The sequence below is a fragment of the Pseudomonas sp. 21615526 genome (genome assembly GCF_013386245.1).
Classification (GTDB): domain Bacteria; phylum Pseudomonadota; class Gammaproteobacteria; order Pseudomonadales; family Pseudomonadaceae; genus Aquipseudomonas.
Window position 1 is genome coordinate 1 of record NZ_JACAOM010000098.1, and the last position, 15655, is coordinate 15655.

At 60.8% G+C, this 15655-nt stretch carries 14 protein-coding genes; 4 read left to right on the top strand and 10 right to left on the bottom strand.

Annotation, left to right across the window (positions count from 1 at the left end; translation table 11 throughout):
• Nucleotides 1-39: 39 nt before the first annotated feature.
• From HX786_RS24840 to HX786_RS24860, 5 genes are all read right to left on the bottom strand, one after another.
• On the bottom strand, nt 40-2679 hold the full coding sequence (locus HX786_RS24840) for a TonB-dependent receptor (RefSeq protein ID WP_102369756.1): 2640 nt from the start codon (nt 2677-2679) through the stop codon (nt 40-42).
• A gap of 253 nt (nt 2680-2932) precedes the next feature.
• Nucleotides 2933-3868: a FecR domain-containing protein gene (locus tag HX786_RS24845; RefSeq protein ID WP_177035215.1), complete on the bottom strand. Its 936-nt coding sequence runs from the start codon at nt 3866-3868 to the stop codon at nt 2933-2935.
• A complete protein-coding gene (locus HX786_RS24850; RefSeq protein ID WP_003213062.1) occupies nt 3865-4374 on the bottom strand; it encodes a sigma-70 family RNA polymerase sigma factor in 510 nt (169 codons plus the stop codon). Before HX786_RS24850 ends, HX786_RS24845 begins: the two co-directional genes overlap by 4 nt.
• Before the next feature lie 218 nt (nt 4375-4592).
• Nucleotides 4593-5372, bottom strand: a complete 780-nt coding sequence (locus HX786_RS24855; protein WP_008431597.1) for a phosphate/phosphite/phosphonate ABC transporter substrate-binding protein — start codon at nt 5370-5372, stop codon at nt 4593-4595.
• 9 nt (nt 5373-5381) lie between these two features.
• Nucleotides 5382-6323, bottom strand: coding sequence for a fatty acid desaturase (locus HX786_RS24860; RefSeq protein ID WP_178912723.1), 942 nt, complete (start codon nt 6321-6323; stop codon nt 5382-5384).
• A 334-nt stretch (nt 6324-6657) separates the two neighbouring features.
• Here HX786_RS24860 and HX786_RS24865 point away from each other — a divergent pair, with 334 nt between their 5' ends.
• Nucleotides 6658-7095, top strand: coding sequence for a GNAT family N-acetyltransferase (locus tag HX786_RS24865; RefSeq protein ID WP_178912731.1), 438 nt, complete (start codon nt 6658-6660; stop codon nt 7093-7095).
• 60 nt (nt 7096-7155) lie between these two features.
• Complete coding sequence (locus HX786_RS24870) at nt 7156-7974, top strand: class I SAM-dependent methyltransferase (protein ID WP_008431591.1); 819 nt, start codon at nt 7156-7158, stop codon at nt 7972-7974.
• A gap of 136 nt (nt 7975-8110) precedes the next feature.
• Here the strand turns inward: HX786_RS24870 and def are convergent, their stop codons facing one another.
• The 3 genes from def to HX786_RS24885 all read right to left on the bottom strand — a co-directional run bounded on the left by def (nt 8111) and on the right by HX786_RS24885 (nt 9965).
• On the bottom strand, nt 8111-8650 hold the full coding sequence (gene def / locus HX786_RS24875) for a peptide deformylase (protein ID WP_003213049.1): 540 nt from the start codon (nt 8648-8650) through the stop codon (nt 8111-8113).
• A gap of 3 nt (nt 8651-8653) precedes the next feature.
• The gene (locus tag HX786_RS24880; protein WP_003213047.1) at nt 8654-9598 is read right to left on the bottom strand and encodes a YihY/virulence factor BrkB family protein; all 945 of its coding nucleotides are present in this window, start codon (nt 9596-9598) and stop codon (nt 8654-8656) included.
• Nucleotides 9599-9779: 181 nt separating this feature from the next.
• Nucleotides 9780-9965, bottom strand: a complete 186-nt coding sequence (locus tag HX786_RS24885; protein ID WP_003213044.1) for a CsbD family protein — start codon at nt 9963-9965, stop codon at nt 9780-9782.
• A gap of 199 nt (nt 9966-10164) precedes the next feature.
• Between HX786_RS24885 and HX786_RS24890 the strand changes: the two genes are divergently transcribed.
• Nucleotides 10165-10542, top strand: a complete 378-nt coding sequence (locus tag HX786_RS24890; RefSeq protein ID WP_178912724.1) for a hypothetical protein — start codon at nt 10165-10167, stop codon at nt 10540-10542.
• A 183-nt stretch (nt 10543-10725) separates the two neighbouring features.
• Here HX786_RS24890 and fadD1 read toward each other — a convergent pair whose 3' ends face one another.
• Both fadD1 and fadD2 read right to left on the bottom strand, forming a co-directional pair.
• A complete protein-coding gene (gene fadD1 / locus HX786_RS24895) occupies nt 10726-12417 on the bottom strand; it encodes a long-chain-fatty-acid--CoA ligase FadD1 (RefSeq protein ID WP_003213041.1) in 1692 nt (563 codons plus the stop codon).
• 394 nt (nt 12418-12811) lie between these two features.
• Nucleotides 12812-14500: a long-chain-fatty-acid--CoA ligase FadD2 gene (gene fadD2, locus HX786_RS24900; protein ID WP_003213039.1), complete on the bottom strand. Its 1689-nt coding sequence runs from the start codon at nt 14498-14500 to the stop codon at nt 12812-12814.
• 209 nt (nt 14501-14709) lie between these two features.
• On the opposite strand from fadD2, the gene HX786_RS24905 reads away from it, so the two are divergent.
• Complete coding sequence (locus HX786_RS24905; protein WP_003213037.1) at nt 14710-15654, top strand: alpha/beta hydrolase; 945 nt, start codon at nt 14710-14712, stop codon at nt 15652-15654.
• Nucleotide 15655: the final 1 nt, after the last annotated feature.

Sequence of the window (15655 nt, forward strand, 5' to 3'; positions counted from 1 at the left end):
GCTCCCACAGTTGATCTCCACACCCTTCAAGATCAGGGTTTAAAAGTCATAACTGAGCCGCGTGTAGTAAAACGCCCCTTCCGGCGCCGTCGGCGACAGGTAGCTGTATTGCTGGCCCGGGGTCTGGCGCAAACGGGTGTTGTAGTCGTCAGGCTTGCTGTCGAACAGGTTGTTGACGCCCACCGACACCCGCAGTTGTTTGGTGAAGGCGTAGTTCACGTCCAGGTCGGTGGTCCATTGCGCACTGAAGGTCTGGTCGTACTGGGCGTTGGCTTCGCTGGACGCATATTTGCGGTACTTGCCGTAACGGGTTTCGTTGAGGGCAATGGTCCATTGGTTGAGCTTGTGGACCGCGCCAAACACCAGCTTGTCTTCCGGGTAACCGTGCTCCAGGAAGCCACGGGATTCACGGGTCAGCACTTCGAAGCCGTTGGGGTTTTCGTGGACCTTTTCGATAGTGGTGCGGGCCTTGGTGTAGCCCGCCGACAGGTTCAGGTTGCCGAACTGCTCAAGGTCCAGGTTGTACTTGCCCACGATGTCGACGCCACGGGTGCGGGTGTCGGCGGCGTTGGTCATGAACTGCGCCCAGGAGTACTGGCCGTAGCCGGCGTCCTTGAGGATCTGCTCGGCCAGCGGCCCGGAAATGCCACCGCTGAACAGCAGGCGGTCACGAATCGAGATCTGGTAGGCGTCGATGGTCAGCGAGGCCTGGTCGGTTGGGCGCAGCACCAGGCCCAGGGAGAAGTTGGTGGACTTCTCGGGCTTCAGCGGCTGCGCACCGAGGGCACGGGCGGCCGGGTTGTCGGCCGGCAGCATGCGGGTCAGCACCGGGTTGCCGTTGGCGTCGAGGTTGGTGGTGGTGGTCCAGGAGGTGCCGATCTGGCCCAGGCTGGGCGCGTGGTAGGCATTGTTGACCGTGGCCCGCAGGCCGACTTTCGGGGTGAAGTCATAGCGCGCCGAGAGTTTGCCGGTGGTGGCTGAACCGAAGTCCGAGTAGTGCTCGGTACGCCCGGCAATGCCCACCTGGAGCTTGTCGGTGACCTGGTTTTCCAGGCCGAAATACACGCCGCCCACATCACGCTTGAAGGTGCCGGCGTCATCCGGGGTCAGGCCCGAAGCCTGCACCGCGCCAACCTGCACGCCGTCGATGCCACCGTAGGAATAGGAATCGTAGTCGCCGGCCTCCAGCCGGTATTGCTCATGCCGGTAGGCGACGCCCGCTGAAACGGTGAGTGGATGGCTCGACCAGTCGACGTTCAGATCCTTGGCGTAATCCAGGGTGATGTTGGTCTGGTCGTTGACCAAGGTGGCGACGTTGAACTTGGTCGGGCTGTTGATCCCGTAGCTCGGGTTGACGGTGTTGAAAGCCAGTTCGTCGTGCTCGTCGCGGCCATAGGTGGCGCTCAAATCGAAGCGGCCGATGCTCTCGTCTTCATAGCGGGTGCCGACGGTGACGGCGCCGTCTTCATAGCGATAGCGGTATTTCGGGATGGTGCCGTTGGGGTAGATCCCGGCCACGTTGTTCGGGCTGCTGGCCAGCAGCGGCGGCGTGTTGTTTACCGAAGTGTCCTGGCCGAAGGTGGCGAAACTGTAGAGGCGCCATTGGTCGTTCAGGCCGATTTCGGCGTTGGCCGCCAGGTTGTATTTGTCGCGCCCGGCACCGCCCCAGCGCGGGTCTTGTACCTGGCCGTCGGCGACGTATTTGTCGCCGATGTCATCGGGTTTGTTGTTCAGGGTGTTGAAGCTCAGGGTCAGGAAACCATCCCCCGGCAAGCCGATGCCGTACCAGCCATCGGTGGTTTTGCTGAAGCCGTCGCCCTGGGCGTATTTGCCCAGTTGGGTGTTGATGCCGCCACCGCTGTCGCGCTCCTTGAGCACGATGTTGACCACCCCCGCCACCGCGTCCGAACCGTATTGCGCCGAGGCACCGTCGCGCAGCACTTCGACGTGGTCGATGGCGCTGATGGGGATCATGTCGAGGTCCACCGGCTGCGCGCCAATGAACGGCACGCCACCGGAAATGTTCACCACCGCCGAGGTGTGCCGGCGCTTGCCGTTGATCAGCACCAGGGTCTGGTCCGGGGACAAGCCGCGCAGGGAGGCGCCTTTCGGATCCTGGCCGCGGGTGGCGCTGTTGTTCTGTGGAAAGTTGAACGAGGGCAGCAGTTGGAACAGCGCCTGGTTAAGGCTGGTGGCGCCGGTTTGCTTGAGTTCCTCGGCGTTTATCACATCCACCGGGGCGCTGCTGGTCAGGGCCGTGGCGTCGCTGCGACGGGTACCGATGGCGACCACACGGTCGAGGGTCGGCGCCTGGGCTTCGGCGGTTTGCGCCTTGATGCTGTTGCTGGCAGGCGCGACTTTGGCGCCTTCCTTGATGATGAATGCACCGTCCGGGCTGACCTGGACTTGCAGGCCGGTGCCCTTGAGCGCGGCGTCTACCGCCTGTTGCGCCGACAGCGAACCGTCGACCCGCGCCGAGGAATAGTTGCCCAATTGTGGCGTGAAGGAAATCACCTGGCCGCTCTGGCGGCTGATGTTCAGCAGCACTTCATCCAGCGGGCCGGGCGCGATGTGGTAGACCTGCCGCGCCTCTTCGGCGCTGGCAGCGAAAGACAGGAACAGACTGGCCAACGGCACCAGGGCAAAGGTTCGAAGCGGTGTACGGTTGAATGGGCTCACGTTGGCTCCCCCCAAGGAAACTCCTGAGCGCTGCTCCCCGCAGCGCTTACGGGAGTGATGTGGGATGGCCGGGGGAAAACTTGCAGATCGTTTGGTTATGGCGTTAGAACCGACATTCGGAAACGACGCGGTCAACTGTGGGAGCTGTCGAGCTTTAGCGAGGCTGCGATGGTATCGCTGCGGTACATCTGAGAGGCCGAGGTGCTCGCATCGCAGGCAAGCCAGCTCCCACATTGACCGAGGTGAACCGTTTTCAGGTGGCACTGACGGTCACCCACAACCCGGTCCGGCGGGTGATGTGGATCGGCAGGGTGCGTGCCAGGGTGTCGAGGATCTGGTCGGGATTGTCGAGGCGGTACAGGCCGCTGACCCGCAACCCTGCCACCGCCGGATCGAGGCGCAGCACACCGTTGTGATACGGGCGCAGTGCGTCGATCACTTCCACCAGCGGGCGGTCGCGCACTTGCAGGAAACCGTCGATCCACGCCGTCGCCCCCGAGGAACTGGCCAGCACCGGGCCGAAGCCGAAGCGGTCATAAGTCACCTCGTGCCCGGCCTCCAGTTGCAGGCGTTCACCGTTCTGGCCGTCGATCTCCAGGGCACCGTTGAGCGCCACCACATGGCCCTGCCCTTCGCGCTCGCGCAGCAACAGGCGATTGCCCAAGGCATGCAGTCGAGCTTGATCGGTCTGGATGAAAAACGGTCGGTTGCTGTCCCTGGCAATCTTCACCAGCAACTCGCCATCGCGCAGGCGCACCACGCGGTGTTGCGGGTCGAACTGGATGTCGGCGGCACTGCGGGCGTTGAGCAGTAACTCGCTGCCATCAGCCAGCGCTACAGTGCGCCGTTCGCCGGTGCCGGTGCGGATATCGGCGGTCAAATCCTCCACCACCGGCCGGGCCAGCCAACCGGCGCCCAGCATCAGACCAGCGCCCACCAGGGCACCGCGCAATACGGTGCGGCGGCTGGATGGCGCGTCCAGTGCCTGCTGCAATACCTTGCCGCTGACGCCTTGGGCCTGCGGAATTTGAAACACACCGAGGCGGGTTTCCAGTTGTTGGCACAAGGCTTCGTGACGCGGGTCTGCGGCGCGCCACTGATGGTAACGCTGCCAGTCGGCGGCACTCGCCTCGCCGGAGCGCAGCAACACCACCCAGCGAGTGGCGCTGTCGATCAGGTCGTCGCTCATTCCAGGCACAGCCGCAGGCAGCGGTTGACGGCACGGGTCATGTAGTCGCTGACCGAGCGTTGGGAAATGCCCAGCTCGGCCGCGATTTCCGGGTAGGTCAGGCCATTGAGTTGCGACAGCAGAAAGGTCGCCTTGACCTTGGCCGGCAAGCCGTCGAGCAACTGGTCGATGGCCTGCAGGGCTTCGAGCATCTGCGCCAAATCCTCAGGGGATGGCGCGGGAGAGGTTTCGTCCTGGTCGAGGGCGTCGAGGTAAGCGCGCTCCAAGTCACGGCGACGCCACAGCTGGTACATCAGGCGTTGGGCAATGGTGGTGAGCAAGGCGCGTGGCTGGCGGATCGGCGCCACGCCCGGGGAACTCAGGAGCTGGACGAAGGTGTCGGCGGCGATGTCTTCGGCGTGGGCACGGGAATCGAGATGGCGGTGCAAACGGCCGCACAGCCAGTCGTAATGACTGCGGAATAATCCGCCCACGTAATCGCTGTGAGAAGTGTCGGCGCCGGACATAGTGGCTCCATCTGAGTAGGTTGCGCGTTATGTCCGGTGTTCCGGTGGAGCGATCCTAGCAAGGCTGCTTATTCTTTAATAATATTTAAAAGGTATTTTTATATAACCGATCGTTCACACGCTCTGCGTGGGAATGCCGCCTTGGACGCTCTGCGTCTGCTTTGAAATGGTGATGCAGAGCGTCACAGGATGCATTCCCACGCGGAGCGTGGGAACGATCATTGGAGGCGTGGATAACCCAAGGCTTCAGCCTGCTGCCGGTAATCCAGCAGCACCTGGTAATCCGCTTCGGTGGCGGGCAGCACTTCGTGTACGCCGAGGGTTTGCACCACTTCGGGCAGATCCTGCAAGGCCAGGTTCATGACCTCCCGCAGGTGTTCACTTGAGCCCGGCGCGCTGATGTAAGGCAGCGTCGGGCTGGGCGCGCTGCGGGTGACGATCCTCAGCCCGGCCACTTCCTCTGGGGCAAAACGGGCGAGGTAGTCGTAGGTCACGCTGTCGATGGCGGCAAGGTCGGCGCGGTTTTCCCGCAGCCAGCGCAGGCTTTCGCGATGGGCGCCGCTGATGCCGACTTCGGCAAAGAACCGACCGCCCTGCTGCAGCGGCGCCAGGCGTTCGCGCAGCAGGTTCATGCCGCTGTTGGAGTCATGGCCGTTGATCACGCCGCGGCTGTCTTGGAAGTCCGCCAAGGCAACGCGGGGATTGTCGTCGCGGGTCAGCAGCAGGCTGCAATGCTGGCCGCCGCTGCTGTGGGGCAGTTCGTAGCGCGGGCGGCCAATCACCTGGACTTGCCCGCGCAGCTCGGTCATCAGCGGGTAGCCGCAGGTTTGCGTCAGCAGCAATTGCGGGGCGCGCCACAGGCTGCGCAGGTCGAGATGATCAGCCTTGCGGCGGGTCGCGCCCAGGCGCTCAAGGATGCGCGAAAGCCAGCGCTCATTGGCCTGTTGCACCTGCTGCGGCGCCACGTACATCAGCAGTTCGGCGTAGCGGTCACTCATGGTCGTCTCTCAAGCAAAGGGGTGCCGTGGGCTGTCGATGGCCTTGAGCCCGTGACGGCCGATCAACTGGCCGTAACCCTGCACTAGGAACCCGCCGCTGCGCGCCACCCATTGTTCGCGGCGCGCGCGGTACACGGTGGGCAGCAAATACCACGGCAGCTTCGGCAAGTCGTGATGCACCAGGTGCAGGTTATTGTTGAGGAACAGCCAGGTCCACGGCCAGGCGGCTTCGTTAAGCACCGTGCGCTGTTCCGGTTGTGGGTGCGGGCGATGCTCATAGTAGGAACGGATCGCCGCCACCGACAAGGCCGGCACGCTGACCAGCGCCACGTAGTGCCACACCGGCAGCACGCTGTAGTGGGCGATGAAGGTCAACATCAGCACGGTCACGGTGCCATGGCTCAGCCACATCAGCCACGCCTGGCGCTGGCCTTCGCGCAGGCGTCTGACCTCGTTGCGCGCCAGCTTCCACAGCGCCAGCGGCGAACCCAACAGGAAGCGCCCCAGGACGGTCTTGGTCAGCCAATGCAAGGTGCGCTCGAACAGTGAACTGTCGTCCCACTGCCGCTGATTCAGGTAGCGGCTTTCCGGGTCGACACCGGGCACCGTCAGGTCTTCGTCGTTGTGGTGCACCAGGTGGCAGTTGCGGTACAGGGTGTAGGGGTACCAGACGGCAAACGGTGCGTAGCCGAGGAGTTTGTTCAAAGCAGTGAAGCGTGTGGGATGGCCGTGCAGCAGTTCGTGTTGCAGGGACATCCACAGCGTCACGAGCGGGATCAACAGTGCGGTACTCAGCCACAGGCCAAGCCAGCGGCTGGCGAGGATCACCGCAAACCAGCCGGCATAGACGCCGATCAACAGCAGCCAGGTCGGCCACTCGGTGCGGGCGGTAAAGGTCTGGGCCAGGGCTTCGATTTCCCGGCGCTGGGTTTCATCAAGGTAGTTGGACATCGGCAGCTCAGGGCAGGCGTGGCCGACGAAAAAGTCGGCTTCATCCTGCTCTGTGCAATGGGGCGGGAAAATCTTGCAGATCGTTTGGTGCTTAGCTTAGAACTTAATGACCGAACAGGTTGCTGTCGGTTTTCTTGGCCTTTTTCTCAGCGCGTTTTTCATCGGCGGTCTTTGCCGGTTTTTTCTTGTCAGCTTTCTTGGAATTCAGACCTTTGGCCATGATGCGTGCTCCACTTACAGGGGATGTAACACTGGGTATAACACCGATTGCCCAACAGAAGGCGCTTTGCCCGACTTATAATCTGCACCCCCTGGATTCGCGTGTTTGAAAACCATGCCCGAGTTGCACATTGACCGACTGGCAGAGCCGTTGTGGCCGCTGCTGAACAAGTTCTATCGCAGCCATAACTCACCGATGAAGGCCCTCAAGGGTGGCCAGTTGTGGGTGGCCAAGGGCAGCGAGATTGTCGCGGGCCTGTGCCTGACGCCGGTGGTGGGTGGGCAGTGGTTGACCGGGCTGTTTGTCGACCCGGCGCTGCGTGGCCAGGGGCTGGCGGCGCAATTGATTCGCGCCTCGGTCGCAAGCGTTGAAGGCACGGTGTGGCTGCTGTGCCATCCGGACCTGGAAGGCTTTTATCAACGCCTGGGTTTTACCCAGGACACGTTGCTGCCGCAGTCCTTGTCGGAGCGCCTGGTGCGCTACAAACGCAACAAGCCGATGATCGCCATGGGCTTAGAACCGTTGGTGAGGTCGTCCTTCAATAAAGTGTGATCAGCCGTTGTGGGCCCCATGCTAGCCTCGGCGGCACCAGCGGCCCATTACAGGATGATCATGAAAGCGACCCTTGCAGCCTTATCCCTTGCAGCTCTCCTCGCCCCGGCCTTGAGCCAGGCAGCCGAAGCGCCGGTTTCCGCCGAGCAGTATGCAACCGTGCTCGCCGGCAGTTGGCGCGTGCCGGCCAACAGCGCGCGTGATGTGTATCGTCACCCGCAGCAGACCCTGGAGTTCTTTGGCCTGCGGGCCAACCAGACCCTGATCGAAATCACCCCCGGTGGTGGCTGGTACAGCGAGCTGCTGGCGCCGCTGCTTAAGGATAACGGCCACTACATCGCTGCCGTGCAGGCGCCGAACAGCAGTGCCTACGCGCGTACATCAGAAGAAAACCTGAAAAAGAAATTCGCCGCAGACCCGGTGCATTATTCCAAGGCCGGCTTCGCCGAGTTCGACCCCAAGGCTCCGGTGCTGGGCAAGCCTGGCTCGGCCGACACCGTGCTGACCTTTCGCAACGTGCATAACTGGGTGATGGCGGATACGGCGCCGGCGATGTTCGAGGCGTTCTTCAAGGTGTTGAAACCGGGCGGCGTGCTGGGGGTGGTGGATCACCGGGCCAAGGACGGGGCATCGCTGGAAGACATCAAGCACAGCGGTTACCTGACCACCGCGTATGTGGTGAAACTGGCGACGGATGCGGGGTTCAAGCTTGAGGGGCAGAGCGAGGTGAATGCCAACCCGAAAGATACCAAGGACTACCCGGATGGGGTCTGGACCTTGCCGCCGGCGTTGACGTTGGGGGAAAAGGACAAGGCGAAGTATGTGGCGATTGGTGAGTCGGACCGGATGACGTTGCGGTTTGTGAAGCCCGCAAAATAAGCTGAATGCACGCAGAACAAATGTGGGAGCGGGCTTGCTCGCGAATGCGGTGGATCAGTCTATATCTTCGGTGACTGGCACTCCGCTTTCGCGAGCAAGCCCGCTCCCACAGTTTGAGGTGTGTTTTGCCTGAGGGTTATTCGTCTGCCGTAGGATCCATATCCGGGAACATCACTTCGATAAACCCGAACTTGCTGAAATCGGTAATCCGCGACGGGTACAGCCGGCCGATCAGGTGATCGCACTCGTGCTGTACCACCCGCGCGTGAAAGCCTTCGGCAATCCGCACAATCGGCTCGCCCTTGGGGTCAAACCCTTCGTAGCGAATCTGCTGGTAACGGTCCACTGCCCCACGCAAACCAGGCACCGACAGGCACCCTTCATAACCTTCTTCCAGCACCGGGCTGAGCGGCGTGATCAGCGGGTTGATGAGGATGGTCTGGGGCACGGCGGGCGCGTCCGGGTAGCGTTCGCTGCTCTCGAAACCGAAGATCACCAGTTGCAGGTCCACTCCAATCTGCGGTGCGGCCAGGCCGACGCCGCCGACGTGTTCCATGGTCTGGAACATGTCATCAATCAACTGCCACAGCTCGGGGCTGTCGAACATTTCCGGCGGAACCGGCGGGGCAATGCGCAGCAGGCGCTCATCGCCCATTTTCAGGATTTCACGGATCATCGATCAGACTTCATCGGTAGTGGGCTTTAGGGAAGGGTCGCGGCCAAGGCCTGAGACATGCTTTTTTTCGTCGTGCTCGCCAAAGTCCTTTTCACCAGGATCCTTGCCTTCGGCCGACATGTGTTCGATCACCGCATTCATCTCCGCCCCCAGCAACAGCACGGCAGCCGAGATGTAGAAGTACAACAGCAGCACAATGATCGCGCCGATACTGCCATACATGGCGTTGTAGTCGGCAAAGGTTTTGACGTAGTAGCCAAAACCCAGGGAAGCGACGATCCAGACCACCACCGCCAGGACCGATCCCGGGGTGATAAAGCGAAACTTCTGCTTCACGTCAGGCATCACGTAGTACATCAACGCCACGGAGAACATCAACAGGATGACGATCAGCGGCCAACGCAGGATGGTCCACAGCGTGACCACGAATTCCTGCATGCCGATCTGCCCCGCCAGCCATTCCATTACCTGCGGCCCGAGCACCATCAAGGCGGCGGCGGCCAACAGCATGCCGGCGAAGCCTACGGTGTAGAAAATCGACAGCGGGAAGCGCTTCCAGATCGGTCGGCCTTCCACCACGTCATAGGCGGCATTCATCGCACTCATCATCAGGCGCACACCCGCCGAGGCGGTGTACAGCGCGATCACGATACCCACCGACAACAGGCCACCCTTGGATTGCTGCAACTGGTCGATCACCGGGTTGACCTGCTCCAGGGCCTGGGGCGGCAATACCAGTTCCGATTGCATGCGCAGCCAGGTGAAGAAGTCCGGCAGGTGCAGGAAACCGATCAGGGCAATCAGGAACAGCAGGAAGGGAAACAGCGAGAACAGCATCTGGTAGGCCAGCGCCGAGGCGTACGTAGGCATCTCGTCATCGAGGAACTCTGTGACAGTGCGCACCAGCACTTTGTGCAGGGGCAAGCCTTGTAATACCGGAAAAATCATAGCGTCTCCTTTCGCCGCAAAAAGTTGAGTTCGTGGGCGACTCAGGGGCCGTTTTCTACATCAAGGTAGCTTATTTGGCGACCTTGAAACAATTTCCAAACTTTAATCACTGCAGGTGACACAAAAACGGCCATCCGTGGATGGCCGTCGGGCTGCTGGAGTGCAGGCAGCCAGGTCGGGACTATTTGACCGCTTTCTTTACTGCGTCCTTGGTGTCGCCGACTGCTTTTTGCACTTCACCTTTCTTTTCCTGAACCACGCCTTCAGCCCGCAACTTGTCGTTGCCGGTGACTTTGCCAACACCTTGCTTGATGTTGCCTACGGCTTCGTTCGCCAAACCTTTTGCCTTATCCGATGTGCTACTCATGGTATTTCTCCTGGGAACAATCAAGGATTTTGGTCACTACGTAATCGTTGACCCTTGGCCTTTCCAGAGAGTTTCAATTATTTTTTCAGCGGCATTTCATCGCGCCGTACAGGTTTGGCTTTATGTTTTGCGGCCAACCCACGAGAATGCCGGGCACATCCAGGCGCAAGCGCTGGGTAACAGATCCCGTAGGAAGGTTATGAAACTCAATAAAGCACAGGCCATTGCCCGCAGAAACCAGGAACTGGGCGGTGCCGTACTCGGTGTCAACAACTGCCACTTCACCGACCTGGACCGCAAACGCAACATCTGGTGGTTCGACCTGCCGGTGGGCCGGATTGCCGTGGGCCAGTACGAGTGGATCCACTTGTTGATGCACAACGCCGAGAGCGACCAGTTGCTGCACCTGAAGGTGCCAACGGTGTTTCTGCGCGAGAAGCTGGAAGGCCTGGTGGTGCGCAATGCCGGCAAGCGCAAGCCGGAGATTACCCTGGAGCTGAGTGCCGACAAGGACTCGTTCCTCAAGGACGTACGCCCGGCCGGTGCCGGTGTGAGCTTCGCGCAATTCGTACTGTAGGAATACGGTAAAAACTGTGGGAGCGGGCTTGCTCGCGAATGCGGTGTGTCAGTAACCGGTATATCACTGGCACACCGCTTTCGCGAGCAAGCCCGCTCCCACATTTGGATTGCATTTCAATGCGGGAAAATCATCGTTCAATAAAAAGCCCCGCATCTGCGGGGCTTTTTGTTGGGGGCCGAGTTACTTCTTCAAACCCAGCTTTTTCAGTTCTTCATCCCGCAGTTCGCGGCGCAGGATCTTGCCCACGTTGGTAGTCGGCAGCGCATCGCGGAATTCCACGGCCTTGGGCACCTTGTAGCCGGTGACGTTGGCGCGCATGTGCTCCATCACCTGGTCTTTGGTCAGGCTGGCACCCGGCTTGACCACGATGAAGATCTTGATGTGTTCCCCGGACTTCTCGTCCGGCACACCAATGGCCGCGCATTGCAGCACGCCCGGCAGGGTCGCCAGCACGTCTTCAAGCTCGTTGGGGTAGACGTTGAAACCGGAGACCAGAATCATGTCCTTCTTGCGGTCGACAATGCGCATGTAGCCATCCGGCTGGATGATCGCGATGTCACCGGTCTTCAGCCAGCCTTCGCTGTCGAGGATCTCGGCGGTGGCGTCTTCGCGCTGCCAGTAGCCCTTCATCACTTGCGGGCCCTTGACGCACAACTCGCCCACTTCACCCAGCGCCAGCTCGACGCCGTCATCGGTGATGACCTTGCACAGGGTCGACGGCACCGGGATGCCGATGGTGCCGATCTGGATGTTCTGGATCGGGTTCACGGTGGCCACCGGGCTGGTTTCGGTCATGCCGTAACCTTCGCAGATGGAGCAGCCGGTGACCGCTTTCCAGCGCTCGGCCGCCGCCAGTTGCAGGGCCATGCCGCCGGACAGGGTGACCTTCAGTGCCGAGAAATCCAGTTTGCGGAAGGCGTCGTTGTTGCACAGGGCAACAAACAGGGTGTTCAGGCCGACAAAGCCGCTGAACTTCCACTTCGACAGCTCCTTGACCATCGCCGACAGGTCGCGCGGGTTGCTGATCAGGATGTTGTGGTTGCCGATCAGCATCATCGCCATGCAATGAAAGGTGAAGGCATAGATGTGGTACAGCGGCAGCGGGGTAATCAGGATCTCGCAACCTTCATTCAGGTTGGAGCCCATCAGCGCCTTGCACTGCAGCATGTTGGCGACGAGGTTGCGGTGGGTCAGCATCGCGCCCTTGGCCACGCCCGTGGTGCCGCCGGTGTATTGCAGCACGGCGACTTCGTCGCTGGCGGGGCTGACTTCGTTCACCGGCTGGCCGTGGCCCTTGGCCAATACGTCGTTGAACTTGATCGCCTTGGGCAAGTGATAGGCCGGGACCATCTTCTTCACGTACTTGATGACGCTGTTGATCAGCAGGCGCTTGAGCGGCGGCAACAGGTCGGCGACTTCGGTGACGATCACGTGCCGGACGGAAGTCTTGGGCACGACTTTTTCAGCCAGGTGCGCCATGTTGGCCAGGCAGACCAGGGCCTTGGCACCGGAGTCGTTGAATTGGTGTTCCATTTCCCGCGCGGTGTACAGCGGGTTGGTGTTGACCACGATCAGGCCAGCACGGATGGCACCGAATACGGCGACCGGGTATTGCAGGACGTTGGGCAGTTGCACGGCGATTCGATCACCGGGCTGCAAGTCGGTATGCTGTTGCAGGTAAGCGGCGAAGGCGCCGGACAGTTCGTACAGTTCACCGTAGGTGATTGTCTTGCCCAGGTTGCTGAAAGCCGGTTTGTTGGCGAAGCGTTGGCAGGACTGCTTCAGTACCGCCTGAATATTCGGATACTCGTCTGGATTGATTTCTGCAGCAATCCCGGCGGGGTACTTATCCTTCCAAAAGTCTTCGATCATGGAAGCCCACTCCTCAGCGACGCGAATTCATTCATCGCATTTGATGCGATTATTATTTGTTTGTTTTTGGGTGAGTCTGGCGGTTAAAAGCAGGCCAAGAGGTCACAAAGCGCGCCGAGAGTAGCAGCTTTGCCAAGGGCCGCCTAGAGCCAAAAGAGGCCCCTACGGTCATAAACATGACTCAAGAATATCTAATGGTCATTTTTAGAGCAAAGATTCTATAAGCCAAGAAAGGGCTCTGGAATGGGCTTCTACGCATTTAAACTGAATGAATAAAAACCAAATGTGGGAGCGGGCTTGCTCGCGAAAGCGCAGTGTCAGTCACAGGATATGTCGACTGGTACACCGCTTTCGCGAGCAAGCCCGCTCCCACATTTTTTGACCTTATTTCAAATCAGGCTATGTCGCGCAATTCGCGCCGCAGGATCTTGCCCACCGGCGTCATCGGCAACGACTCACGCAACACAATATGCTTGGGCACCTTGTAGCCGGTGAAGTTGGCCTTGCAGTAGGTCTTCAGCTCTTCAAGGCTCACGCCTTGGGCACGGGCCACCACAAACAGCTTCACCGCCTCGCCGGTACGCTCGTCCGGTACGCCGATCACCGCGCAGCTGGCCACCGCCGGATGCGCCATCACCACGTCTTCGATCTCGTTGGGGTACACGTTGAACCCCGAGACGATGATCAGATCCTTCTTGCGATCAACGATGCGCACAAAGCCGTCCGGGTCGATCACCGCGATATCGCCGGTCTTGAGCCAGCCTTCGGCGTCCAGGGTCTCGGCAGTGGCCACCGGTTGCTGCCAGTAGCCCTTCATCACTTGCGGGCCCTTGATGCACAGCTCGCCCCGCTCGCCCAGCGGCAGCTCCGCGCCGTTGTCGTCGATGATCTTCATCGCCGTGCCCGGCACCGGAATGCCCACGGTGCCCAGCTTCGATTTGCCGCCATAGGGGTTGGTGCTGGCCACCGGTGAGGTTTCGGTCAAGCCGTAGCCTTCACCAATCGCGCAGCCGGTCAGTTGCTGCCAGCGCTCGGCCGTGGCCTTGACCAGTGCGGTGCCGCCGGAGTTGGTGAGCTTGAGGTGGGAGAAATCCAGGCTCTTGAAGTCCGGGTGGTCCATCAAGGCCACGAACAGGGTGTTGAGCCCCAGCAGCCCGGTGAAGCGCCACTTTTTCAGCTCCTTGATAAAGCCGCCAATGTCCCGGGGATTGGTGATCAGTACGTTGTGGTTGCCCGACACCATCATGCACATGCAATTCGCGGTGAAGGCATAGATGTGGTACAGCGGCAGCGGCGCCACCATCACCTCCTGGCCTTCCTTGATCAGCGGATGGCCGTCGTCCCCCAGTTGCGACATGCACGCCCGCACTTGCTGCATGTTGGCCACCAGGTTGCCGTGGGTAAGCATTGCGCCCTTGGCCAGGCCGGTGGTGCCGCCGGTGTATTGCAGCACCGCGATGTCGTCGAGGGTCACCGGATGGCGGTTGAGTGCCTGGCCGGCGCCCATGCGCAGGGCGCGCTTGAAGGAGATGGCTTGCGGCAGGTTATAGGCCGGGACCATCTTCTTCACCTTGTCGACCACGGTGTTGATCAGCCAGCCCTTGGCAGCGGGCATGAAGTCGCCCATCTTCGCTTCGATCAGGTATTCGATCTCGGTGTCCTTGCTGACTTCTTCAACACGCGAGCCAAACAGGTTCAGGTACACCAGCGCACGAATGCCGGCATCCTTGAATTGGTGACGCATTTCCCGCGGGGTGTACAACGGGTTGGTGTTGACCACGATCAGCCCGGCGCGCAGGGCGCCGAAAACGGCAATCGGATAATGCAGGACGTTGGGCATCTGCACGGCAATGCGGTCACCCGGCTTGAGGTCGGTGTGCCACTGCAGGTAACCGGCGAACGCGGCGCTGCGCCGATCCAGCTCGGCGTAGGTCAGGGTGATCCCCATGTTGCTGAACGCCGGACGATCGGCAAAGGTCTTGCAGGAACGCTCGAAGACTTCGATCACCGATTTATAGGCTGTGAGGTCGATCTCGTTGGGAACCCCGGCTGCGCGTTTGTCATTCCAGAAATCAGGTTGCATTATTCTTGTCCTCTTACCTGAGTGGTCCGGCCGCTTTTGATGTTGCGATGAAAGCGGAGCTTTGGGGACGTTAGCAGCTATGGTCAATCAGGCAAATACAACAAGATGCGTCATTGATTGTGTGAATCTCCCCGCCAAGGCCAGCGCTGATCCAGCGGCCTGCGGTGAATGAGCTATACACTGCAACGACCCTGAGCAAAGGAAGCGCCATGAACCACACCACTTTCTGGCTGACCGCGAATGACCGCAGTCGGGTGTACGTCAACCAGTGGCTGCCGGACGGGCCGCCCAAGGCGCTGATCATGCTGGCCCACGGCATGGCCGAGCACAGTGGCCGCTATGCCCGCCTGGCCCAGGCGTTGTGCGATGCCGGCTACGGCCTGTACGCCCCCGACCAGCGCGGCCACGGGCGTACCGCCGACGAGGGCACCCTGGGGCTGTTCGCCGAGAAAGACGGCTGGAACAAGGTGGTGGGCGACCTGGCGAGCCTCAACCAGCATATCGGCCAGCAAGCGCCGGGGGTGCCGATCATCCTGCTGGGCCACAGCATGGGCAGCTACATTGCCCAGGCGTACCTGCTGCACCACAGCGCGAGCCTTAACGGGGCGATTCTCAGCGGCTCGAATTTCCAGCCGGTGGCGCTGTACGGCGCGGCCAAGGTGATTGCCCATGTCGAACGCCTGCGCCAGGGGTTGCGCGGGCGCAGTGCGCTGATTGATTTCCTGTCATTTGGATCGTTCAACAAGGCGTTCAAACCCAATCGCACCGCTTTCGACTGGCTCAGCCGTGACCCGGCCGAGGTCGACAAGTACGTCAGCGACCCGCTTTGCGGCTTCCGTTGCACCAACCAGCTGTGGATCGACCTGCTGGGCGGCTTGCAGCAAATCAGCAAAGCGTCCAATCTCGCTCAGATAGACCCGGGGCTGCCCATCCTGATAATGGGCGGTGAATGTGATCCGGTCAGTGAAGGCAAGCGTCTCAAAAGTCTGGCCAACGCGTTGCGCGAAGCCGGCTGCCAGCACCTGGAGCTGAGCATTTACCCACAGGCGCGCCACGAATTATTCAACGAAACCAACCGTGATGCGGTCACAGCCGACGTGCTGACGTGGCTGGCCCAGGCAGCAGTGCTGCGCCGCCCTACTCGCTGCGAATGAT

Coding starts and splice junctions, on each gene's coding strand:
- fadD1 (WP_003213041.1), bottom strand. CDS start 12,417: ATGATCGAAGACTTTTGGAAGGATAAGTACCCCGCCGGGATTGCTGCA.
- HX786_RS24865 (WP_178912731.1), top strand. CDS start 6,658: ATGCCCGAGTTGCACATTGACCGACTGGCAGAGCCGTTGTGGCCGCTG.
- HX786_RS24860 (WP_178912723.1), bottom strand. CDS start 6,323: ATGTCCAACTACCTTGATGAAACCCAGCGCCGGGAAATCGAAGCCCTG.
- HX786_RS24870 (WP_008431591.1), top strand. CDS start 7,156: ATGAAAGCGACCCTTGCAGCCTTATCCCTTGCAGCTCTCCTCGCCCCG.
- HX786_RS24905 (WP_003213037.1), top strand. CDS start 14,710: ATGAACCACACCACTTTCTGGCTGACCGCGAATGACCGCAGTCGGGTG.
- def (WP_003213049.1), bottom strand. CDS start 8,650: ATGATCCGTGAAATCCTGAAAATGGGCGATGAGCGCCTGCTGCGCATT.
- HX786_RS24890 (WP_178912724.1), top strand. CDS start 10,165: ATGAAACTCAATAAAGCACAGGCCATTGCCCGCAGAAACCAGGAACTG.
- fadD2 (WP_003213039.1), bottom strand. CDS start 14,500: ATGCAACCTGATTTCTGGAATGACAAACGCGCAGCCGGGGTTCCCAAC.
- HX786_RS24880 (WP_003213047.1), bottom strand. CDS start 9,598: ATGATTTTTCCGGTATTACAAGGCTTGCCCCTGCACAAAGTGCTGGTG.
- HX786_RS24845 (WP_177035215.1), bottom strand. CDS start 3,868: ATGAGCGACGACCTGATCGACAGCGCCACTCGCTGGGTGGTGTTGCTG.
- HX786_RS24850 (WP_003213062.1), bottom strand. CDS start 4,374: ATGTCCGGCGCCGACACTTCTCACAGCGATTACGTGGGCGGATTATTC.
- HX786_RS24855 (WP_008431597.1), bottom strand. CDS start 5,372: ATGAGTGACCGCTACGCCGAACTGCTGATGTACGTGGCGCCGCAGCAG.
- HX786_RS24885 (WP_003213044.1), bottom strand. CDS start 9,965: ATGAGTAGCACATCGGATAAGGCAAAAGGTTTGGCGAACGAAGCCGTA.